Source organism: Methanonatronarchaeum sp. AMET-Sl (genome assembly GCF_029854155.1).
Taxonomy (GTDB): Archaea; Halobacteriota; Methanonatronarchaeia; order Methanonatronarchaeales; family Methanonatronarchaeaceae; genus Methanonatronarchaeum.
In genome coordinates this window covers 756,361-778,606 of sequence record NZ_CP122958.1, presented here as the reverse complement: position 1 = coordinate 778,606, position 22,246 = coordinate 756,361, and the positions used below count along the sequence as shown (strand labels likewise).

The following is a 22,246-nucleotide window of genomic DNA, read 5'->3' as shown; positions in this document are numbered from 1 at the left end:
ATGGAGTCATAGGTATTTACCTATCAATAGGTCTAGTTCTTTCTTTCTCTCCTTAGGTATGTTTTCGGGGTTTGTAGCCACTGTGTTCTCAAGAGCGGTTTTACAGATGCAATCTCGCTTCATTGGTATCTCTGGAACCACTTTTGAGATTATGTCCTTGATGGCGTTTTCGTTTCGCTGCATTCTTTCAACAACCAACTCCATAGTTACTTCCTCTTCTTCATGCCAGACATCATAATCTGTTACTGTCGCTATTATCGAGTAACACATCTCTGCCTCTCTAGCTAACTTTGCTTCTGGAACAGCAGTCATACCAATAATGTCAAATCCCTGGTTTCTATAAAAATTGGATTCTGCTCTTGTCGAGAACATAGGGCCCTCTATAGTTACATAGGTCCCGCCCTCTACAACTGAATAATCATCCCTAGCTACATCAGCTATATAGTTAGAAAGTTGTTGACAAAAAGGGTCGGCGAAACCAACATGCGCAACTACGCCATCGCCAAAAAAACTGCTCTCCCGTTTTTTAGTTCTATCAAAAACCTGATCAGGTAAAACTATGTCAAGAGGCTCAACATCCTCCTTTAAACTCCCCACAGCGTTAGCACCAATTATCCTATCAACACCAAGCTTCTTCAATGCATAGATATTGGCCCTATAGTTAACTTCACTGGGACTATACCTATGTCCCTCACCATGACGAGGAATAAAAACTACCTCTCGGTCACCAATATACCCAACTAAGGGCTCACTTGAAGGAGCGCCAAAAGGCGTTTCAACCTTTTTTTCAACAACATCTTCAAACAAACTAGGGTCATAAATCCCACTTCCACCGATAATACCAATCCTATTCATACAAAACCACCAAAACTACAAAAAAACCTATCAAACATAAACACATCGCTCATAATCTAACTAAATGAACCAAGAGACCTAAAAAATATCTCCACCGAACAACCAGTCCCAAAAAACCCAACAACAATACTTCATTTCACCACAAAAACACAAACTCTCCGAAACATTACAATCCTGATTAAAGTTATTGCCCTTAGTTATTTATCATTCTTAGGATGTTAAACGAACCAAAACTGATTTATACTAACTCAGGGCTAGGGTCCTTTTATCCTTATGGAGAGCCAGAGGTCAATTAATAAATTATCTCCAATTGGTTAAGCTAATATTGGTTGTAGCAAATTACTTCTAAATTGAAGCTTGATGTTTTCATTAAGGGGATTTAGATGTCGGAAGACTTGATTTATTCTATACAAAAACATGACGCTTCAACCTTGCATTATGACCTAAGGCTTGAAAGGGATGGTGTATTGAAAAGTTGGGCTATTCCAAAAGGCCCTTCAAAAGACCCAGGAGTCAAAAGACTGGCCATAGAGACTGAAGACCATGATATTGATTATGCGTTTTATGAGGGAGAGATAGAGGAAGGAAATTATGGTGCGGGTGAAGTTGTTTTGTGGGACAGAGGCAGTTATCAACCAATTAAGTGGGAGAAAAATGAGATAGTGATAGATATCAATGGAGATAAATTAGACAGTAAGTATGTTTTAATTCGGTTTAAACCTGAAGAAAACCCAGAAAACTGGCTTTTTTTCAAGAAAAAATAAATAAATAGTTGTTAGTTCTAAATCCATGGAGCATTAAGAGGTAGTTAGATGAAATGGGATTTAATATTGATTCGGTATGGTGAGATCGCTCTTAAAAGTAGTTATGTTCGCAGGCAATTGATTGAGAAACTAAAGTCTCATATAATTAAATCACTGAAACAAAATGGTATAAGTGAATATAAATTAAGAAGTCCAAGAGGACGTATTTTTCTAGAAACAGATAATATCCAAGAGAGTTTAGAAGCACTTTCATACGTATCAGGAATAGTTTCATACAGTCCATGCATAACAGTTCCCACAGATATAGATAAAATAATAGAGACCTCAATCAATATTGGTGAAAAACACCTAAAAGATAAGGTTAGTTTTGCAGTCAACGCAAGACGAATTGGAGACCATAATTTCACAAGCCAAGACCTAGAGAATACAGTCGGAAACCACTTAAGAAAAAAATATAACTCAACAGTTGATCTAGACAACCCAGATTTCACCGTCAACATCGAAGTTCGAAACGAAACTACATACATATTCATCGATACCTACAGAGGTCTAGGAGGCCTTCCATATGGAGTGCAAGGCAAAGTTGTCTCCCTTTTCTCCGGAGGAATAGACAGTCCAGTCGCAACATCCCTAATGATAAAGAGAGGTTGTGAACCAATAGCCCTTTACATAGACAAAGGAAGATATGGAGATAAAAGAGAAAACAAAAGAGCTGTTAAGGTGGCTAAAAAACTATCTAGATACACACCAAACGGCATTAAATACATCCAAATAGATTTTGAAGACATATACAACGAAATAAAAAATAATGCTGGAAAAAAAACATGCATAATCTGCAAAAGAGCAATGTACAAAGCTGCAGAAAAAATATCTAAAAAAACAAAAGCTAAAGGAATAGTTACCGGAGAAAGCATAGGCCAAGTAGCATCACAAACACTAGACAACCTCATGACACTAGATGAATCCACAAAACTACCTGTCTACAGACCATTAACCGGATTCGACAAAACACAGACACAACAAATCTCAATAAGACTAGGCCTATACAAAGAATCAAAAAAAGACGTTGGCGACTGCCCAATACTACCAAATAAAGTCAGTACAATCTCAAACATAAATGAAATAAAAAAACTAGAAAACCAAATGAATATAAACAAACACATTGAACAAATAATCGAAGAAACAACCAAAAAACAAACCTTAACGCCCTAAAACCATTTCTGGAGCAAAAAAATGAAACAAAAAAACAAAAAAACAAAAAAAGAAACCACTCGTAAAAAAATTAAGAGAAAATGTAACTGCAAAGAGCCAGACGAAGATTGGCCATGCCCAGACCCACATGAAGACGGAAGCTGGCTTAAAATCTGACCTCCCACCCAACCTAAAGAGAAGAAACCCCCCCCAACTCATCCATCTCTTTCCATACCAAAACTATAAACACTACCAATAGAGAGCCATGATAAGACCCCCAACCCTCGATAGACATAATTAATAGTACACTTACGTGACATCCCTCCCATAAAGAAGAGAGGTCTTAAGGCCTTAATCAAGATAAAATGTTTTTTCTCTAAAACTTCTAGAATTTAGACTGAATCCTTTTATCACTAAAAATGGTTGTTGTTTGGTTTATGAGGGCCGGGACCGAGAATCGAACCCGGATCGTAGCCTCCACAGGGCTACAGGATAGCCACTACCCTACCCCGGCCACAAAAAAAACAGTTAATAAGTAACTTTCTCGAAAGTTAATATAGTCTTGGTGGATATCGACATTATCTCCCACGATTATTTCCGTCAAGCAATCCGAAGTATTTATGGCCTTGGTGGTTATTTAAGTTTTTGTAGTGATTGTTTTTTTAACTATGCGGTGTTTTCTTTTTATCTAAAGAATAACAGTAAACTTTAATTTTGAGTAACCATAATAGTAGTTAACAGTGATTTTGTTTAATCTGAATTGGTGTATTTATGAGTAGTAATACCAAGATTATTAATGATCCGGCTGACTTGGTTCCTCTTCTCCACGTTTTTAAGAACGATCGGTATACGGAGATATTTAGGAAGGTCTATGATGGTAATGTTTCGCAAGCCGAATTGGAGGAAAAGTATGGTCAAGAGGCTGAGGAAATGTTGGATCTCCTTAACTCGATTGGGCTTGTGAAGTCTAATTGGAGTATGAACAATGGTAGCCCGGTTAAAGAATACGAAACCTCATATTCAAGGTTCAAGGCTAATTTTGAGTGTGATTTGAAGGAGATTATAGAGATACTTCATATATCGATGCTTTCTGATGAGTTTTTTGAAAAGGATCAAGAAGCGCTTGAAGGCATGATTGAGAATGGTAGTGAATTTATCTCTGATCTCTCTGAGAAACTTGATCAAAGTGAAGTTCTTGTTAGGGCGATGGCTAGACGTAGTGACTCCGTCTACATACGTGGTAACAAGATTGAGAGGAAATAAAATCCATCAAATATTTAAATGTTTAATTATTGATTAAAACTGAAGATGGATAAGATGGATGACGTTATTGATACCAAACTTAAGATTCTTGTAGAAGTGGCTAGGAACCAGCCTGGTGTGAAACAGACGAACATAGCTAGGAAGTTTGGAATAACTCCCCAAGCTGTTTCTGAAAGCATAAAGACCCTTAAAGAAGATGGATTGATTAAGGAGGGTGAGGAAGGGTATTATGTTACAATGGAGGGAGTTCAGAAAATAATAGATCAATCCGAGTCTGTTAAAAGTTTCTATAAAGATGTTCAGAAGAATGTGTTGAATAAGATTCCATACTTCACAGCTATTGCCGCTACAGAGATTGAAGAAGGAATGGAAGTAAATCTCTATATGGATGGTGGGTTGTTGAAAGCCGGTTGTTCTGGAGAAGGTTCCGCCAGAGGTATCGCAACATCAAACGCCAGTAAGGGAGATGAGGTTAACGTTAAGGATATCTCTGGAATAATAGATATGGATCCTGGAGAGGTTATTGTTGTTAAAGTTCCGCCTAAACAAGAAGGTGGTTCCGACATAGGGTATGAAGTTAAAGTTGGAGAACAAATCGATTTAACCGCTGCAATCGGTTTACCAGGTCTTGTTGCGATGCGTAAAAATAATGGAGAGCCTGACTTGTTTTTTGGAGCTAAAAACGGGGTTGTTCACGCAGCTTCCCATGGATTAAGTGTTTTTGTTTTCTGCAGCCATAATGAAGTTCAGGAACTACTTGAATCCTTAGAGGAGTCAAACATCGAATACACCGTTTTAGATAACGATTGATTTTGGGGTTCTTATGACTATCAAGATTCTTAGAATGGGGCATAGGCCTCAAAGAGACCAGAGAATCACCACACATGTTGGTTTGGTTGGTAGGGCGTTTGGCGCTGACGGAATGTTTTTAACCTCTAATGACCGAAAGGTAAAGGAAAGTATAGATGACGTCTCCAAACGTTTTGGAGGAAAATTTACCGTTGAAATCGATGTTAATTGGCATAAAACATTGAAAGAGTGGAGCGGGACAATAATACACCTAACTATGTATGGAGAGAGGTTAAAAAATAAATCAAGTAGTCTCCAATCAATAACCGATGACATATTGATCGTTGTAGGTGCTGAGAAAGTACCCGGCCAAGTCTACAATGAAGCCGACTATAACCTATCAGTTACTAACCAACCACACTCCGAGATAGCGGCCTTATCAATCCTTTTAGATAGAATACACGATGGTTATCAACCTAACCAAGATTTTGATGGAGAAGTCAAAGTTATCCCATCCAAAAACGGTAAAAAGGTAGAGTACCTCGATTAATCTGTTATACCAGCTTTGCCTTCCAATAATATCTCTACAGAGGAGGAGGGAGAGTTGCAACGGTCAGCATCGGGGCCTGTGGACAACCCATCCGTTGACCCACTCCACCGTCCCAGCCGATACGGTCGATGATGGAACTGGAGTATTCAACAGTTAATCCACGGGAAAAAACCTCGGAACTAAACCCCGAGACAGTTCACAACCTTTATAATAGAAGAATTTAAGATGCCTGAACACACATAAATAAAGAGAGGTAAGTTAGCTAACTTGTTGGCGTTGTTTAACTAAATATATTGAATTCGATCAAGAATTGAATTCGATCAAGACAAAAAGTTATGAAAAAAACTGTTTCAATAGATATAATCCACAGAAACAATCCAAATATATGTCTATTCAATATGTCGTTCAATAACGGTTTTATAATGGTTTAGGCCTCCTGTTCTAAATAAAGTAAAATAAATTGTTTAAAAATTGGTTAAGTGGTGTTATTTTGTCAAGTTCTGATGGTAATAATAAACTGGAAGATCCTTCGATTAGAGATTTTATAAAGCAAGTGTCTGGTGAGGAAGCTCTTCAAGTGGTTCGAGAGCTGCAGGAAAAAGGTACGGCGGTAGATGAAGAGTTGGCTGAAGACGTTGAGCTTGAGCTCAATGATGTCCGAAGGATACTTTATCAACTGTATCAAAATGGTTTGGCCGAGTATACAAGAAGTAGAAACTCAAACACTGGATGGATAACCTATACTTGGAAACTTGATTTAGACAATGCGGAAAACGTGATGAAAAAAAGGAAAGACCAGATAATAGAAGAACTAGAACAAAGACTTATTTTTGAAGAAGAAAACGTCTTCTATTTATGTCCTGAAAACCACGTAAAACTCACTTTTGAAGAAGCAACCGATATAAACTTCAAATGTCCAGAGTGTGGTGAAGGATTAATGCATCACGAAAACGAAGAGATTATAGAAGAGATTAAAAACGAGATAAAAAGACTTAAAGAGTGACATCCTCCTCTCCCTAAAGAGAAGAGGTCTTAGCCCTGAATCAAGATAAAACCCCCTTCCTCCAACTAAATTTCCTTCAAAATAAAAGACAGGGGATTTAAAGCGGGGGTACTAAACAAGATGAAAAAACCCTTTTTCCTCTTTTGTGGGGCTTTAGCTATCACGCAATCTCTCCATTCATTAAGTGAACTGGCTCGAGGTTTAGCCCCAAGGTACTCTCCCTCGTGATCTGTAGATATAGCTATTTTGTCTGGTTTAGGAGATTGTTACTTTTTTTACTCCCTTTATTTTTCTTAATTCATCTATTGTTGTTCCTGGGATTCTTTTTTCTGTTATTATTGTTAGTTTGGGGTTGTCGGTTAGGTTGGGGTCGTCTGCTATTGCTTGGTAAATGCTTATTTGTTTTTTTGATATTGTTGCTGCAACATCACCAAGTATTCCTTTTTTTGCGGCGTCTGTTGGTGTGATGATTGTTATTCCTAATCCTAGTTTTGGGGCTACTTCTTCTAGTAATGTCATTGATTTTAGGTTGTAGAATATGTCTTTTAGGAATTCGTTGTTTTTTATTCTTTTGATTGTTGCGTCAACTGCTTTACGGTCTACGTCTGCTTCTTTGGCTATCTGTGCTTTAGGGATTCTTATGTTTCCTGAACGTATTTTGCCGTCTTTGTCTATTCTGAAGCCTCTTTTTAAGAGGAGTTGCATTACTTTTTTTTGAGCTGGGTAGCTCTCGAAATATGATTCTACTTTCTTCCACATCCTCCAAAACCTGGCCTTCCACCTTTTTTACATCTTCTGGGTTTCTCTACTTCTTCTTCTATTCCTTTTTGTTGTCCAAAACCAAGTATGTCGTCCATGCTGTATAGGCCTGGTGGTTGGTCTAAGAGATATTTTGCTGCCATCAGGGCTCCCTGTACAAATGCCTGTCTGTCATGGGCTCTGTGGGTTATTTCTATTCTTTCACCTGCTTTTGTTCCACTGAAATATACTGTGTGGTCTCCAACTACATCTCCGGCTCGAACACTGTGAACGCCTATTTCGTTTTTCTCTCTTTCGTGTACGCCGCTTCTACCATATACAAACTCACCTTCTCCACGCATTTCTTTTATTATTTCTGCTGTTTTCATTGCTGTCCCACTTGGTGAATCAACTTTCTGGTTGTGGTGAACTTCAACTATCTCTGCGTCATAGTTTAATGTTCTTGCGGCCATTGAAACCAGTTTCCAGAAAACGTTTACGCCGACTGAATAGTTTGGTGATATTATAGCAGATATATCGCTTTCTTGTATGTCTCCAAGCATTGCTTCCTTAACTTCGTCTGTGAAACCTGTTGTACCAACAACGATGTTTATACCTACGTCAATGCAATCCTCAACAAAACCGAGGGTTGCTTGTGGCATTGTGAAATCGATTACTACATCTGGTTTCTCTGAAACAAGTAGTTCTTTAAAATCGGCTGCCGATGAGATCTGGACATCGATTTCTCCAAACCCAAGGGTTTCTCCTAAATCTTTACCTATATCTTCATGGTCGGGGGCTTCAACTGCAAAAACTACTTCATCCTCACTCTCAATAACTGCTTCTGCAATTCTAGAACCCATGTTTCCCAGACAACCGGTAACTGCAATCTTCAAATTTAATCACCTTGAAGTTTGATATGTCCGTGTCCTAAATAGTATGTTTGATGAACTACTCTTCTTATCTCTGCTTCTCTTTATTTCGGTTGTCTTTGTGAATTTTATCGTACTTTGTGTTACAGTTGATTTACGTTTGGGTATCTATTTATTTATAGGTATTTAATTTGGTTTATTGAGTTTATTGTTCGTTGGTGTTATTTATGAAGAATGTAAGTATTGAAAGTGATTATATAGAAGGTGTCGTTTCGAGTATTAACCCTCTTGATGAGAAGGCTATGCAGCAGGCTCGTGAGAGACAGGATTCTTTGACTAAACCACGTGGTAGTTTGGGTAGATTGGAGGAACTCTCAATTCAAGTTGCTGGTATTATGGGTAGTATGCCATCTATTGAGAGTAAGGCTGTTTTTACTTTGGCCGGGGATCATGGTGTTGTTGAAGAGGGTGTTAGTGCGTATCCTCAGGAAGTTACTGGCCAGATGGTGATGAATTTCTTGAATGGTGGTGCTGCGATCAATGTGTTAGCTAGTGAAGCAGGTGCTCGCTCTATTGTTGTTGACATGGGGATTAAGGCTGATATCGATCATCCAGAGCTAGTTGACATGAGTCTTGGTGCTGGAACGGATAACATGGCTGAAGGCCGTGCTATGTCTCGTGAAAAAGCTGTTAAGGCTGTTGAGTCAGGTATAAAGATTTTTGAAGAGGAGTATAATAAAGACGGGATTGATTTGGTTGCTATCGGTGATATGGGTATAGGTAATACGACTCCTAGCAGTGCTTTGATATCTTGTTTTACCGGTTCAGATGTTGAGAGGGTTACGGATAGGGGTACCGGTGTTGATGATGAGGGATATGAAAAAAAGGTTGAGACCATTATTCGGGCATTGGAGATTAATGATCCAAATCCAGATGACCCTTTAGATGTTTTATCCAAGGTAGGTGGTTTTGAGATCGGTGGTATGGCTGGAGTTGCTTTAGCTGCTGCAAGTAATAATGTCCCTGTAGTTGTTGATGGATTTATTTCTGGTGCAGCTGCATTACTGGCCTATGAAATCGAGCCTGAGATAGAGAATTATTTGATAGCTAGTCATAACTCTGTTGAATCTGGCCATGCGGTAACTCTTAATCATATTGGGTTGGTTGAGCTTGTTGATTTCGATATGCGGCTTGGTGAGGGAACCGGTGCTGCTTTAACTATGCCGGTTATTCAGTCTGCATGCAGAGTTTTAACTGACATGATGACTTTTGAAGAGGCTAAGGTTTCGGATAGAGATTGAAGCCATCGATTGATGGGTTTCTCACACCTCTTTCTATCTTTATTTTTTGACTGCCTTGTTTCTCTACTGTTTTTTTGGGTTTTTTAGATGATGTCGTGTAGATATATTTTGTGTTTTCCTAGTTCTCCTCCGAAGTTTCCGGCTGATATACGTTGAACTCCATCGTATTGGGTTACTGTTTCTATTGTTTTTTTCATTGCTTTTTTAACGGTTTTTTGGTTTATTCCGTTGATGACTATCTCTGGTATTGATTTGGTTTTGTTGGGAACTTTAGATTGTTTTATTTTATCTTTTAGTGTTGGACAGTATGGGTGGTTTGTTGTTGGCCCTATCTCTGGGTAGTTTGTTTCAACTTTTGAGCCGGCTGAACATATTTTGAATGGGGTTACAGCTCCCTCTATTTCTTTTATTGCTTTTATTGCGGCGTCACCGGCTTTTATTGCTGTTTCTGTTGAGTCACAGTAATACCATATGTTTCCACCCATGACTCCGGTGTCATACCCGATTTTTTTCTCTATCTGGAAGTCTCCCATCATTATTGGTATGTTTATCATTTCTCTACCATTTCTTTCCTCGATCCATTCATATCCATCTCCACAATGGCCTATTTTCTCCATTGTATCTATTTTTTGTTCTGAGTTGCTGTGGTTATAGACTCTTGTTCCTGGTACGACTAGGATTCCTTGTCGCACTCTTTTAGCCATTTCATGTTCTAGTTTGGGTTTTCCAGCGGTTTTGTTGACCCATATCTGTATTATGGAGCCTTCTCTTCCATCAACTGTTTCTTTATTGTTTAGGTATTTTTCGATTCCGCCTTCAGATTCATTGAATACTGTGCAGGGTAGTGCTGTTGAATCTTGGCTTGCTTGATGGAGTCTTTTTTCATCTATAGCGGTCACCATCAATCTGGTGTATAGGCCATCAAAGGCTTCGCAGTATGTGTCCTCAACTAAAACATCGTTGATTTTTTTCATCAAAAAAATAATACAGGTCCAAGTTATTAATTCATGATGATGGAACGAATATATGCTCCGTGGAGAATTAAGTACGTTAGGAAGGCAAAAGAAGGTGATGTTGATTGTGTTTTCTGTAGTTTACCTACTCGAGATGAACATCGTGATAGGGAGAATCTAATTCTTTATAGGGGGGAGAAGTGTTTTTTGGTGTTGAATAAATATCCATACAACCCTGGACATGCATTGGTTGCTCCTTACCGCCATACCTCCGATTATACTTCTAGGACGGAGGAAGAGGTTTTGGAGAGTCAACGGATATTGTCGGGTTATATAAAGGCGGCTGAAAAGGTTTTTGAACCTGATGGTTTTAATGTGGGTACGAATCTTGGGCGTGTTGCTGGAGCTGGGATCGAAACACATATCCATCAACATATAGTTCCTAGGTGGGAGGGGGATTCGAACTTCATGCCTGTTATCGGTGAGACGAGGGTGATTTCTCAAGACCTAAAATCCAGTTATGATGAAATAAAAAAAGAACTAGAGATCTAGCTCCTAAAAAACTTTTTTAAGCTCTAATGTCTATTATATGGGTTTAGAGCTCTCCAATTCCTTTAATGTTTACTCCTTTTCCTTTTTCCACTTCTCCGATTATTTTAGCTTCTCTATCGTGTTTTTCTAGTATTTTAAGTGGTTTTGTTGGGTTTGGTGTGGTTATGCAGAACCCTGTTCCCATGTTGAAGACTCTGTACATTTCTAGGTCTGTTATTTCGCCAAGCCGTTGTATGTGGCTGTATATTGGCTGTGGTTTTATTGGGTTTTTTATGTTGTATCTATGTTCGCCAAGTCGGTTTAGGTTTCTTAGGCCTCCACCTGTTATGTGCGCTAGTCCTGTTACATTGCATTTTTGGTTGATTTCTAGTATTTCTTTTACGTATATTCTGGTTGGTGTTAGTAGGGTTTTACCTATTTTCTCGCCATCTATTTCTGTTTGGTATGTGATATCTGATTTTTCGATTGATTTTCGGGCGAGTGTTAGTCCATTGCTGTGTATTCCAGAGCTTTTTATTCCTATTATTTTGTCTCCAGCCTGGATTTTTTCGCCTGTAACCAGGTTTTCTGGTTCAGTGAAACCTACGGAGGTCCCTGCGATATCGAAGCCCTTTATTATTTCTGGTAGTGTAGCTGTTTCCCCTCCTAATACAGAGATGTTTGCTTTATCTGCGCCTTTTTTTATGCTTTCACCAATTTCTTCAGCTGCTTTTGGGTCTGGTTTTTCGAATGCTAGGTAGTCTACGAATGCGACGGGTTCGGCTCCTGTGCAGATGATGTCGTTTACGTTCATAGCTATACAGTCGATTCCAAGTCCTGTGTAGTCGTTCATTTCTTTGGCTATAATGAGTTTGCTCCCAACTCCATCTGTTGCCATGGCCATTATTTTGTTGCCTGCTTCAATCAAGCCGGCATAATGGCCTTCTATATTGAGTGGTTGGTACTCTCCTTTCCTGGTGTTTTTTGTTCCTGCTAATGCTCCTGCTAATGCTTCTATAGTTTTTTCTTCCTGGCTTATGTCTACTCCAGCTTCCTTGTAGTTTAATCCCAAATTTTATTCCTCCATATCGAATGATTTTTTCAGTTGGCTATGGTTTATTTCTCCATAGGTCTTGAGTTTTCCATTTTCAATTGTGTTGATGGTTATTTCGGCTGGTGCGAAGAAGTCTTGATCTATTTTGTAGAAGTCGTTACCTGCTTCTTTATATACTTGAAGCATTGATTTACCGTATTTCTCTGATTTCTTTGAGGGTAGTTCATTGAATTTGTCGCTGTCTTTCTTTACGGTTAGGTGTACTTGCCCTCCATATATGACTGCGTCGTTTGTTCGACCCATCGCTTTTACAGGACTGTCTGCTACTGGTGGTATTGGGGTGGTTGCAAAACCTGATAATACTTCTCTAGTTGGGTATCCCAGTCTTTCAAGTTTATAGAGTGCTGTTTCTATCGTTCTTGCAGATATCTGTATACTTCCTACAAGGCTGTTTGTAGGTGCTGTCAATATATATAGACATGATTCTTGCACTCCACAACTATTTGCAAACTCTTTTATTGTCTCCCTTGTTGGTTTTTTGTTTGTCTCCAAAGTAACTACAGCGAAATCTGATTCTTCACTCCAACCGACTTCACATTTAGAGGTGAGTAGTTTAGCTGGACCTGAACCAATAGCACCATCAATCTCTAACTCTGCTTTTTGACAGCCTATACAAGCTAGAGCGGGGTTGTCTGTGTAGTTTTGTGTTGCAGGAAGTTTACTGCCTCCTACATTCATTTCTGTGAATCCAGTTGTAGCCAGCCCTCCTTGACAGGCCATAGCGAAATACGCTCCAGCGTCATACCCCCCATTTGAACAATCGATTAAAGTGGCATCGCCAACCTGAATTATATCTATACCTATCTCTTCGCCCCACCCGATCATCTCTTCTACTATATTGACAGTTGTATCATTAATATTCATTCATGGACACCGAAAATTTTTGGTTTAAAATTCTCTTTGCTATTCGTTGTCTTTATTTATCTAATTGTTTTTTGTTTCAAAGAGCGTTTTTGGTTTTCGTGTTTTTTTGGTTATCTAGAATTTTTGTTACTTTTCTTGTTTTTTTATACGTTTTTTATTAAACTTAGGCTTAATAGTAATATTTATTGTTTTTCGTGTTGAATTCCACATAACCAGATAGCTTAAATTGCTAAAGGAGGACATAATTTGGAAAAAAAATTTTATATTAAGGTTATCTCTATTGTCGTTTTAATTTCTATGGTTTTATTAGTTGGTGGATGTGTTGATTACTTTGAAAGTGATAAAGAAAAAATAACTATCGTTGATTCTACAGGAAATGAGGTTGAAATAAACTATCCTGTTGAAAATGTTGTTACTTTAACCAGTGATTCAGCGGAGGCTGTGAGAGCCCTAGACGCTGAAAACAAAATAGTTGGCATAAGTGAGTATATGGTTGGAGATAGTTTCTGGGGAGATATTGGAGAAAAAAATAGTATTGGAACTATTTTCAGTCCAAACGTTGAAGAGATAGCCAGTCTTGAACCAAAACCCGATATAGTTATTACATACACCGATTGGTCTGAAGACCTAGAGGACGACCTCAAGCCGTTCGGGATAGATGTCGTTAGACTTGATTTCTATAAGATGGATAAAATGGAAGAAGAGATTGAGTTGTTAGGAGAAATACTTGATAAAGAGAATGAGGCAACAGAGCTACTTAATTTCTACAACAAACACCTAGATGAAATAAAAGACCTATCCAGTAACCTCAATGCAAGTGACGTTAAAGAAGTCTACATTGAGGGTTATCAAGAGTGGAGTACAGCTGCAACTAACGAAACAAACTACCATCAAATAATCGAGTTGGTTGGAGCCAAAAACATAGCTGAAGAGTTTGACACCACTTATCCAAAAGTAAGTGATGAATGGGTTCTTGAAAAAAACCCTGATGTAATGGTAAAGATCGTTCAAGATTCCAATACACTTGGTTATGAAGTAAATTCTACCGAAAAGGCAGAACAAATGTACGAGGAGATTGTTGACAGAAAAGGCCTATCAAACACCACCGCAATTCAAGACGATGAACTAATACTTGTATCTCAAAACGTGTTATCAACGATGCAAAACCCTATCGGAGCCTTGATAATTGCAGATTTCATTTATCCAAACATATTTGAAGACATAGATCCAGAAGAAGTGCATAAAGAATATTTAATGAAATTCCATGGCATAGAGCATGAAGGGATATGGCATTATATCCAATAAATAAAATGAAAAAATTTAACTAAACGTATAGGTAGAGAAATGGGGATTGAACAAAGAAGTTACTGGGATTCTGAGGATGGATACGCCAAACAGATAAACAAAAAATATCTATTATTGGCATCTAGCCTCCTACTCCTCTTTCTAACCTCAATTGCCTCACTTTCAGCTGGAACTGCAACTGTTGGAATAGTTGAAGCTCTTAATGCAGTTTTAAATAAGTTTTTTCCATCAACCTTCAGTTCAAGCCACTTAGAATCAACAATTGTGTGGCACCTAAGGATGCCCCGATTATTCATGGCAATCGTTGCAGGCGCTGCACTTGCAGTTGCCGGAGTCGTTATGCAGAACATACTTAAAAACCCTCTGGCTTCTCCTTACACACTTGGTGTTGCATCAGGAGCAGGTTTTGGAGCAGCACTCGTAATCGTTACAGGCGGTTTCCTAGGTCTACAGGTTTTCATCACTCAAGAATGGTTATTGGTAGTCAGTGCATTTATTTTCGCTCTTTTCCCAGCTTTCCTAATAATTGGAATTACAAAGATGAAGGGATCCGATAGCGCCACCCTAATCCTAGCAGGTATCGCAATGATGTACCTCTTTTCAGCAGGATTATCCCTACTACAGTATGTTGGAGACGAATCCGAAGTAACTGCCATAGTCTACTGGCTTTTTGGGAGCCTTGGAAAAGCTGATTGGATGAATACCGGTATAGTTGCAGTTATTTTATTAATAATGTTAATTCCATTAGTTAAATGGACCTGGGATTTCAATGCATTGATGCTCGGTGATGAAACCGCTTCTAGCCTCGGAGTTGATGTTGAAAAAATACGTATATACGGAATGGTCATAGCAAGCTTAATTACCGCAGCCGCAGTTGCATTCCTAGGAACCATCGGTTTCATTGGATTAGTAGCACCACACATAACCAGAATGGTCTTCGGAACCGACCACAGATTCTTATTACCTGCATCAGCCATTGTAGGCTCCATAATACTTGTTGCTTCTGACGCTGTCGCCAGAACAGTTATATATCCAGAGATACTTCCAGTAGGCATATTAACCTCATTCCTAGGTGTACCATTGTTCCTATACCTAATACTTAAAAGGAGGAAACGAAATTGGTAACAATCCAAGTAAAAGACGTAAACTACAACTATAATGGTTTTAAAGCGCTTAAAAACATAGAACTAACTCTAAACAAGGGCCAGGTAATCGGTTTGCTCGGCCCAAATGGTTGTGGTAAAACAACACTCCTCAAATGCATATCTGGCATTCTAACTCCAAGCAAAGGAGATATAGAGATCGGGGGATACAGTCTCCCAGAACTTGATAACACCGATAGGGCTAGAACAATCGGATATGTACCACAGGCTGAAGAAGTAAACTTCTCGATAACAGTTTTCGATACAATATTGATGGGTCGAAAACCATATCTAGGTTGGAAGCCAAGTAAAAAAGACCTAAAAATAGTGAGAAACTTAATCAATCAATTCGAGTTAAAAGATTTAGCAATGCGGGGCCTAGATGAATTAAGTGGCGGACAGAGACAAAAAGTTATTTTAGCACGAGCCTTAGCCCAAAAACCTAAAATACTTGTTTTAGATGAACCAACAAACAATCTAGATATCAAACATCAAATCGAAATGCTTAACATAGCAAAAAAAGAATCCAAAAACGATATACTTGTCCTAATCGCAATACATGACCTAAACCTCGCCGCTAGGTATTGCGACCAAGTTATCATAATGAAAGAAGGAGAGGTATATGCTCAAGGTGGTCCAGAAAAATTAAACAAAGAGAATATAGAGCCGGTTTATCAAGTTAAAATAAAAATAAAAGAAATAGATGGACATAAAATAATAATACCCCATTCTGAACAGAAAACCCCACATCTCTATGAAGAAGACCCAGAAAAAATCCCACCCACAACCAAATAAACTAAAAAACAGTTTACCTAAAAACACCTAATATCTAACTATTTTTTATTATTTCCTCAGGCTTAACACCCCCCCGTCTTTAGAGGGGGACTTCATCCGTTAGCTCTATCTTTTGTGAGGAATAGATAATACGTTGTATGAAGGTCAGTATTATTGGTTCTGGTTACGTTGGTACTACTACGGCTTTATGTCTATCTGAATTGGGTCATGAAACTATCAATATAGATATCGATCCAGAGGTTGTTGAAAACCTGAACAATGGTTTTTTACATATCCATGAAGATGGTCTTCAAGAACTTCTTGACCGACATTTAGGTAACTTGTTTCAAGCTACAACCGATTACCAAGCAGTAAAGAAAACCGACATCACTTTTATTTGTTTACCCACCCCCAGCAATGAGGATGGTTCTCTAGACCTATCTATCGCTTTAGAGGGGGCAAGAGAGCTAGGGAAACACTTAAGAGATAAAGAAGGCCATCAGGTTGTTGTTAAAAGCACTGTATTACCAGGTAGTACTGAAAAGATTGGTGAGGTTGTTTTAGAACAAAGTGGGTTGAATTCAGATGACTTGTTATTGGCCTCCAACCCTGAGTTCCTGCGTGAAGGGACAGCTGTACATGATTTTATGGATCCGGATCGAATCGTTTTAGGTGGAGATAGCAAAGCTATTGAAAACCTCAAAAATCTCTACAAACCCTTGATCGATAATGGTGTAGATATATTTAAAACCGATATAAAGACAGCTGAAATGATCAAGTATGTAAGCAACTCATTATTAGCGACTAAAATCAGTTTCGCAAATGAAATTGGAAATATCTGTAAAAAACTTGAAATAGATTCATATGAAGTAATGGATGGAGTAGGGTTGGATAAAAGAGTTGAACGAAGTTTTTTAGACAGCGGAATTGGTTTCGGTGGAAGTTGTCTAACTCCAGAACAAAAAGTATTGGTTAGGGTTAACGGTGAATTAAAATACAGCTCGATAAATAAAATATTTGAAATCGCAAAAGATACAGAAAACAAGTTAGAGGCATATAGCCTTAACCTAGATACAGGAGAACACGGTTTTAATAAAATATCTACATTAACCAAACGGGAGTATGAAGGAAGTTTAATAGAGGTAAAAACCAGTAACGGAAGAATTTTAGAAACAACCGAAGACCATCCCTACATAACTATTAGTGATGGCTGGGAAGTAAAAAAAGCTAGAGATCTAACTATAGATGAGAAAATACCTTATGCAAACGAATTCCCAGAAAAACCAAAGGAATCTATAGATCTACTACAAATCGTTAAAGGAAAATACAGTGATCTCTTAATTAAACCAACTGAAACCATAGATAAAGAAATAAAAACCAATGAAGATGAATGGGTCTCAATCGAAGAATTGGAAAATAAATTAGGTGAAATTCCAAGTAATATCCAATGTAGGATAAAGGATTTAGTAGACGAAAGTGTCATCGAATCACCTATAACTGTTGATAAAGATCTATATCTATTATTAGGTCTTTATATCCAGTTTGGAGATATAAAAAAACTTACAGAAATGGATAAAACTGTTTTCAAATCAACCGACAACAATGAAATCAATAAAATAGAGAACATTCTTAAGAACTTCGAACTGCCTTATAAAACCACACCAGGCTCTGTAAAAAAACTAACTCTAGAAAACCGGGTGCTAACTGGCTTGATAGAGGAACTATGCGTTTCTGAAAGCCGTAAAAAAATACCTACCCCCCTATATCTAGAGAAAAATGCAAACAAAAAAGCGTTTCTAGAAGGTATGTTCTCCAAAAAACCCGAGAATGAAGACGAACTTAAGTTAATCACCAGCCAGGATTGTTTGGAGCTTGGAGAAGAGACAATAATATTACTTGGAAGTCTTGGAAACAAAACCACAATAGAAACAAATGAAAAAAACCTTAAAACACCGTTGTTAAAAAAGCAAAACAATCCAGTCGGCCGAAAGGTCTTTAAAAAAGACCCCAAGATATCGCGTAAAGAAAGACTAAAGATTTTTAAAGAGAAACAGGAAGGAAAAACCAACAACAGACAAGATGGCCAGGCTGACCGTATAACGAAATTAAACAGTAGAAAAGAAAAGATGGATGTTTACTCTATGGAGGTAGTTGAAAACCATACATTCACAACCAGTTATGGCTTAATTGTCCACAACTGTTTCCCAAAAGACGTTCGAGCATTAAAATCAAAGGCCATAAGGGAAAACATTGAACCAAAAATCCTCGACTCGGTTCTAAAAATAAATCAAAAACAACCAAGAAAGATAATAGATTTATTAGAACAAAAAATCGGAGACTTAAACAACAAAAATATAGCGATATTAGGACTGGCGTTCAAACCAGGAACCGACGACATAAGAGAAAGTAGGTCGATACCTATAATCAAAGAATTAAAACAAAAAAACGCCAAAATAACTGCTCACGACCCAAAAGCAACAAAAAACATGAAAAAAAAGTTTCCAAACATAAAATACAGTAAAACACCAAAAAAAGCAATTAAAAACGCAGACGCATGTCTAATATTAACAGATTGGAGAGAATACAAAAACCTCGATATCAACATCCCATGCATAGAGGGACGTAGAATCGACAGATGTGAAGGAATCTGCTGGTAACCCTACAGTTTGGAATCCAAAACTAGAGACAAGGGCCCTCCACCTATATTTTATCTAAAAATATCAAGTCCTATAAAAACTTTAAAATCCTGCCATTGAAAATATTCTACAGAAATTTGAGTTATAGGGTTTTTTTAGAGAAAAAAAGTGGGTGGGGAGTTCAGTTTTTTTAGGTTGATTTTTATTTGTTTGATTTTTGTGCTTGTATGTCGGCTTTTTTTAGTGATTCGAATGTTCCTATGTCGTATCTTGTTCCATTGAATATGTAGCCATAGAGCTTGTTTTCTTTTTTTCTCATTTTTTCTATAGCGTCTGTGAGCCAGAGTTCGCCTTGTTTTCCTGGGTTGATTTGGTTTATGTAATCGAATATTTTTGGGTTCATTACCATTAGGCCTGCGATGTTTAGCCAGTGGTCGTTTCTTTTGTATGGCTTTGCTTCTTCCATTGTTGGTTTTTCTATCATTCCGTGGACTTTTCCTTTTTGGTCTATGTCGACGATTCCAAACCTCCGGGGGTCTTCGACTTTATCTAGAACAAGTGTTCCCTGGCTGTTTTTTTGTTCGTGGTAGTTTATGATGTCTTCCATTGTGTTGTATGGGGTTATGTAGTTGTCTCCGTACATTATAACGAAGTCGTTTTGTATGAAGTCTTCTGCGAGGGATATTGCGTGGGCTGTTCCTTTTGGTTTTTCTTGTACTCTGTAGTAGACGTCTATTCCCAATCTCTCTCCTGACCCTAGGTAGTCTATTATAGCGCTTTTTTTACGGCCAACTATAATCAATACTTTTTCGATACCGCCTTTCTTTAATACTGTTAATACGTGTTCGATTGTTGGTTTTCTACCTACTCTAATCATTTCTTTGGGTATAGCGTCTGTTATTGGTTTTAATCTGGTTCCTTTTCCTGCTGCTGGAATAACTGCTCTTTCAACCATTAATATCACAACATAAACTTCTTAAAGCCAATTAAAATAACTATTTTGGTTTATTTTAGTTTTTAGCTGTTTTTAGGTCTGTTTTAGTTTGGTTTAGTGTTTTTGGGTGGTTTTTTATTGGTTTTTTATTGGTTGTTAGGATATATTTTTTAGATGGTTGGCTGGGTTGGGGTTGTTTTATTTTTTTTCCCATTTTTTTAGTTCGATTGTTTTTGATAGTGTTTTTCCTTTTTTTATTTGGCTGCGTACTCTGTCTTCGTTTTCTTTTATTAGTTTGGCTTTGTTTAGTATGTAGTTGGTTTCTTGTTTTTTTATTGCGATTGCTCCGTTTTGGTCTGCGTATATGTAGTCGCCGGTTTCTATTGTTGTGTTTTGGATTTGGATTTTGGTTCCTATTTCTCCGTGTCCTCTGGGTTTTCCTGCTTGTGGTGTTGTGTGTTTGGCCCATGCTGGGAATTCTAGTTGTTTTATTTCTTTTATGTCGCGTATTCCGCCGTTTATTATGACTCCTTTGATTTGGTTGTTGATTGCTGATCTTGTTGCGAGTTCTCCCCAGACTGCTTTGTCTCCGCCTGATGCGTCGATTACGATTATGTCTCCTTTTTGTGCTTGGTCTATTGCTTGAACTGGTTTGGACCAATCTCCGTTCATTGTTTTGACTGTTAATGCTCTTCCATGTGTTTTTTCTCCGCTTATGTGTTTGATTTTGTTTATTATTCCTTTGTTGTTTAATGCGTCGGCGAGGTTGCATGTTGTTATTTTGTTTGGTTTTGGTTTGGTGGTTGTGGTTTGTGGTGTTTTTTGTGTGGTGTTTTGTATTGCGTTTTTTATTTCTCTGGTTGATTTTTGTATGTTGTTGGATCTGGTTATTGCTCCGCCTATGATTATTATGTTGGCTTTTTTTGCTGCTTTTGGGGCTGTTTTTTTGTCGAGTCCTCCTGCTACGGCTATTGGTGTGTTTTTTATTTGGTTTGTTACTTGGTGGAGTGTGTTTAGTGGGTTTGATCCGGCCATTTGTTGGTCTATTCCTGTGTGTACGAGTATTATGTCTGTTCCAAGTTTTTTTAGTTCTATTGCTCTTTGTACTGGGTTTTTTGTGTTTATTAGGTCTGTCATTATTTTGGTGCCGTATTCTCTGGATTTTTTTATTGCGTCTTCTATTGTTTTGTCTGCTGCTGATCCTAGTATTGATATTATGTCTGCTCCTTTTTTTGCTGCTATTTCGACTTCTAGGCTTCCTGTGTCCATTGTTTTCATGTCTGCTACTACTGTTTTTTCTGGGTGTTTTTGTTTGAGTTTTTGGATTGATTTGAGGCCCTGGCTTTTTATTAGTGGTGTTCCTGCTTCTATCCAGTCGGCTCCGCCTTTTATTGATTGTTCTGCTATTTCTAGGGCGGTTTGTAGTTCTGTTACGTCTATTGCTACCTGGATTTTTGTCATGTTATTTTTCCTCTGCTACTTTCATGATGTCGTGTTTTGTGATTACTCCTTTGAGTTTTCCTTTTTCGGTTACTAGTATTGCTGGTGTGTATTCTAGCATTCCTATGACGACTTCGAGGTCTGTTACTGGTGTGACTGTTGGGAAGCAGCTTCCCATTACGTCTTCTACTTTTTTGTCGCGTATGTTTTCTGGTGAGGTTGAGTCTAGTTCGTTTATTATTGTTGTTTCGCATATGCTTCCGATTGGGACTCCGTTTCTGTCTATTACGGGTATTTGGCTATAATCTGAGTCTCGCATTACTTTTATTGCGTCTTTTAGTTCTTGGTTGCATTTTACTGTTATTACTGGTGTGTGCATTACGTCTCCAGCGTTTATTCTTTCTTTTTCCGCTTCTTGTAGTGTTTCGTATATTTTTTTGAATGTGGAGAAACGTGGGTCTATGTCGAGTGATTCTATTCTGGCTATTAATGGTTGGGAGACTCCTGCCCGTTCGGCAAGTTCGCTCTGTGTCATCCCAACTTTTTTTCTTAGCCTTTTTAGGTCTCCCAAGCTTGGTAAGTTCATCTTAAAGAAATAGATTTATCGGGTTTATAATCAAGTTTTTTATACTTTGTCTCTAAATGAATGTTTAATGCAGGAATTAAAACGTGCTTTGTTCAAAGAGGTTCCAGTGAAGATCTTGCTAACTGTCTATCATGATGGAGAGACTTATCCAACGAAGGTTTCGCATAGAACTGAAGGGAGTTATTCCCATATAGTTAAGACTATATCTGAGCTTGAAGAGCTTGGTTTGTTAAAATCAGAGGTCTTGGGTAGGCGTAAGGTGGTTTGTTTGACCGATGAGGGCCGGGAGGTTGCTGAAATGATCTCGGATATATTGGATATCTCAGATAACAACCAGGTTGATGATGTTGGTGATGAAAAGGTCCAGGGGATATTGGATAAGGTTGAAATGATATATAGACAGGAACTTAAGGGTAAAGATGAGATATCTAGCGATAAGGCTCGTAATCTCGGTAAAAGGCTTGGTCCTTATAAAAGAGAGTTAAGTAAACTTGAAGGGGAAGTTAATGATGATTTGTTAGTTGAGGCTAAGAACAGGGTGGATGAAGTAATGGAGTTGAAGAACCAGTTAAGTAAGTGACATCCCCTCTCTCCATGAAGAGAAAAATGTCTTAAGGCCTGAACCAAGATAAATCAGTTTT

General features: G+C 38.1%; 23 protein-coding genes and 1 tRNA gene. 14 read left to right on the top strand and 10 right to left on the bottom strand.

Features of this window, described 5'->3' with window-relative positions:
* Positions 1 to 6: 6 nt before the first annotated feature.
* Positions 7 to 855: an S-methyl-5'-thioadenosine phosphorylase gene (gene mtnP, locus QEN48_RS03865; RefSeq protein ID WP_280107585.1), complete on the bottom strand. Its 849-nt coding sequence runs from the start codon at positions 853 to 855 to the stop codon at positions 7 to 9.
* A 383-nt stretch (positions 856 to 1,238) separates the two neighbouring features.
* Here mtnP and QEN48_RS03860 point away from each other — a divergent pair, with 383 nt between their 5' ends.
* Genes QEN48_RS03860 through QEN48_RS03850 form a run of 3 tightly spaced genes read left to right on the top strand, consistent with a single transcriptional unit; the run spans position 1,239 to position 2,987 of the window.
* A complete protein-coding gene (locus tag QEN48_RS03860; protein WP_280109087.1) occupies positions 1,239 to 1,619 on the top strand; it encodes a DNA polymerase ligase N-terminal domain-containing protein in 381 nt (126 codons plus the stop codon).
* A 48-nt stretch (positions 1,620 to 1,667) separates the two neighbouring features.
* A complete protein-coding gene (gene thiI / locus QEN48_RS03855) occupies positions 1,668 to 2,831 on the top strand; it encodes a tRNA uracil 4-sulfurtransferase ThiI (RefSeq protein ID WP_280109086.1) in 1,164 nt (387 codons plus the stop codon).
* A gap of 21 nt (positions 2,832 to 2,852) precedes the next feature.
* The gene (locus tag QEN48_RS03850; protein ID WP_280109085.1) at positions 2,853 to 2,987 is read left to right on the top strand and encodes a hypothetical protein; all 135 of its coding nucleotides are present in this window, start codon (positions 2,853 to 2,855) and stop codon (positions 2,985 to 2,987) included.
* 265 nt (positions 2,988 to 3,252) lie between these two features.
* On the opposite strand, the gene QEN48_RS03845 is transcribed toward QEN48_RS03850, so the two are convergent.
* Positions 3,253 to 3,324, bottom strand: a tRNA-His gene (locus tag QEN48_RS03845).
* A 257-nt stretch (positions 3,325 to 3,581) separates the two neighbouring features.
* Between QEN48_RS03845 and QEN48_RS03840 the strand changes: the two genes are divergently transcribed.
* The 4 genes from QEN48_RS03840 to tfe all read left to right on the top strand — a co-directional run bounded on the left by QEN48_RS03840 (position 3,582) and on the right by tfe (position 6,415).
* The gene (locus QEN48_RS03840) at positions 3,582 to 4,073 is read left to right on the top strand and encodes an ArsR family transcriptional regulator (protein ID WP_280109084.1); all 492 of its coding nucleotides are present in this window, start codon (positions 3,582 to 3,584) and stop codon (positions 4,071 to 4,073) included.
* 54 nt (positions 4,074 to 4,127) lie between these two features.
* Positions 4,128 to 4,883: a MarR family transcriptional regulator gene (locus tag QEN48_RS03835; RefSeq protein ID WP_280109083.1), complete on the top strand. Its 756-nt coding sequence runs from the start codon at positions 4,128 to 4,130 to the stop codon at positions 4,881 to 4,883.
* Positions 4,884 to 4,896: 13 nt separating this feature from the next.
* Positions 4,897 to 5,412 carry a tRNA (cytidine(56)-2'-O)-methyltransferase gene (locus QEN48_RS03830; RefSeq protein ID WP_280109082.1) on the top strand — a complete coding sequence of 172 codons (516 nt, stop codon included), beginning with the start codon at positions 4,897 to 4,899 and terminating at the stop codon, positions 5,410 to 5,412.
* A 490-nt stretch (positions 5,413 to 5,902) separates the two neighbouring features.
* A complete protein-coding gene (gene tfe / locus QEN48_RS03825) occupies positions 5,903 to 6,415 on the top strand; it encodes a transcription factor E (RefSeq protein ID WP_280109081.1) in 513 nt (170 codons plus the stop codon).
* A gap of 255 nt (positions 6,416 to 6,670) precedes the next feature.
* On the opposite strand, the gene QEN48_RS03820 is transcribed toward tfe, so the two are convergent.
* Together QEN48_RS03820 and dapB are read right to left on the bottom strand one after the other, a co-directional pair.
* Complete coding sequence (locus tag QEN48_RS03820) at positions 6,671 to 7,174, bottom strand: hypothetical protein (RefSeq protein WP_280109080.1); 504 nt, start codon at positions 7,172 to 7,174, stop codon at positions 6,671 to 6,673.
* On the bottom strand, positions 7,159 to 8,049 hold the full coding sequence (gene dapB / locus QEN48_RS03815) for a 4-hydroxy-tetrahydrodipicolinate reductase (protein ID WP_280109079.1): 891 nt from the start codon (positions 8,047 to 8,049) through the stop codon (positions 7,159 to 7,161). Before dapB ends, QEN48_RS03820 begins: the two co-directional genes overlap by 16 nt.
* A 203-nt stretch (positions 8,050 to 8,252) precedes the next feature.
* Between dapB and cobT the strand changes: the two genes are divergently transcribed.
* A complete protein-coding gene (gene cobT / locus QEN48_RS03810; protein ID WP_280109078.1) occupies positions 8,253 to 9,326 on the top strand; it encodes a nicotinate-nucleotide--dimethylbenzimidazole phosphoribosyltransferase in 1,074 nt (357 codons plus the stop codon).
* A gap of 83 nt (positions 9,327 to 9,409) precedes the next feature.
* Here cobT and QEN48_RS03805 read toward each other — a convergent pair whose 3' ends face one another.
* Positions 9,410 to 10,300 carry a formylmethanofuran--tetrahydromethanopterin N-formyltransferase gene (locus QEN48_RS03805; RefSeq protein WP_280109077.1) on the bottom strand — a complete coding sequence of 297 codons (891 nt, stop codon included), beginning with the start codon at positions 10,298 to 10,300 and terminating at the stop codon, positions 9,410 to 9,412.
* A gap of 33 nt (positions 10,301 to 10,333) precedes the next feature.
* On the opposite strand from QEN48_RS03805, the gene QEN48_RS03800 reads away from it, so the two are divergent.
* Positions 10,334 to 10,831 carry an HIT domain-containing protein gene (locus tag QEN48_RS03800; RefSeq protein WP_280109076.1) on the top strand — a complete coding sequence of 166 codons (498 nt, stop codon included), beginning with the start codon at positions 10,334 to 10,336 and terminating at the stop codon, positions 10,829 to 10,831.
* A gap of 43 nt (positions 10,832 to 10,874) precedes the next feature.
* On the opposite strand, the gene purM is transcribed toward QEN48_RS03800, so the two are convergent.
* The gene (gene purM / locus QEN48_RS03795; RefSeq protein WP_280109075.1) at positions 10,875 to 11,882 is read right to left on the bottom strand and encodes a phosphoribosylformylglycinamidine cyclo-ligase; all 1,008 of its coding nucleotides are present in this window, start codon (positions 11,880 to 11,882) and stop codon (positions 10,875 to 10,877) included.
* Between the two features lie 3 nt (positions 11,883 to 11,885).
* The gene (mch, locus tag QEN48_RS03790) at positions 11,886 to 12,788 is read right to left on the bottom strand and encodes a methenyltetrahydromethanopterin cyclohydrolase (RefSeq protein WP_280109074.1); all 903 of its coding nucleotides are present in this window, start codon (positions 12,786 to 12,788) and stop codon (positions 11,886 to 11,888) included.
* 246 nt (positions 12,789 to 13,034) lie between these two features.
* Here mch and QEN48_RS03785 point away from each other — a divergent pair, with 246 nt between their 5' ends.
* The 4 genes from QEN48_RS03785 to QEN48_RS03770 all read left to right on the top strand — a co-directional run bounded on the left by QEN48_RS03785 (position 13,035) and on the right by QEN48_RS03770 (position 18,666).
* A complete protein-coding gene (locus QEN48_RS03785; protein WP_280109073.1) occupies positions 13,035 to 14,093 on the top strand; it encodes an ABC transporter substrate-binding protein in 1,059 nt (352 codons plus the stop codon).
* A gap of 114 nt (positions 14,094 to 14,207) precedes the next feature.
* Complete coding sequence (locus tag QEN48_RS03780) at positions 14,208 to 15,218, top strand: iron ABC transporter permease (RefSeq protein ID WP_280109072.1); 1,011 nt, start codon at positions 14,208 to 14,210, stop codon at positions 15,216 to 15,218.
* Positions 15,212 to 16,030 carry an ABC transporter ATP-binding protein gene (locus tag QEN48_RS03775; protein WP_280109071.1) on the top strand — a complete coding sequence of 273 codons (819 nt, stop codon included), beginning with the start codon at positions 15,212 to 15,214 and terminating at the stop codon, positions 16,028 to 16,030. Before QEN48_RS03780 ends, QEN48_RS03775 begins: the two co-directional genes overlap by 7 nt.
* A 137-nt stretch (positions 16,031 to 16,167) precedes the next feature.
* On the top strand, positions 16,168 to 18,666 hold the full coding sequence (locus tag QEN48_RS03770) for a nucleotide sugar dehydrogenase (protein ID WP_280109070.1): 2,499 nt from the start codon (positions 16,168 to 16,170) through the stop codon (positions 18,664 to 18,666).
* 181 nt (positions 18,667 to 18,847) lie between these two features.
* Here the strand turns inward: QEN48_RS03770 and QEN48_RS03765 are convergent, their stop codons facing one another.
* From QEN48_RS03765 to QEN48_RS03755, 3 genes are all read right to left on the bottom strand, one after another.
* On the bottom strand, positions 18,848 to 19,600 hold the full coding sequence (locus tag QEN48_RS03765) for a nucleotidyltransferase family protein (RefSeq protein WP_280109069.1): 753 nt from the start codon (positions 19,598 to 19,600) through the stop codon (positions 18,848 to 18,850).
* 177 nt (positions 19,601 to 19,777) lie between these two features.
* Entirely contained in the window at positions 19,778 to 21,040 is a 1,263-nt protein-coding gene (gene hxlA / locus QEN48_RS03760) for a 3-hexulose-6-phosphate synthase (protein WP_280109068.1), read from the bottom strand.
* A 1-nt stretch (position 21,041) separates the two neighbouring features.
* Complete coding sequence (locus QEN48_RS03755; protein ID WP_280109067.1) at positions 21,042 to 21,605, bottom strand: CBS domain-containing protein; 564 nt, start codon at positions 21,603 to 21,605, stop codon at positions 21,042 to 21,044.
* 106 nt (positions 21,606 to 21,711) lie between these two features.
* Between QEN48_RS03755 and QEN48_RS03750 the strand changes: the two genes are divergently transcribed.
* Complete coding sequence (locus QEN48_RS03750; protein ID WP_280109066.1) at positions 21,712 to 22,185, top strand: winged helix DNA-binding protein; 474 nt, start codon at positions 21,712 to 21,714, stop codon at positions 22,183 to 22,185.
* Positions 22,186 to 22,246: the final 61 nt, after the last annotated feature.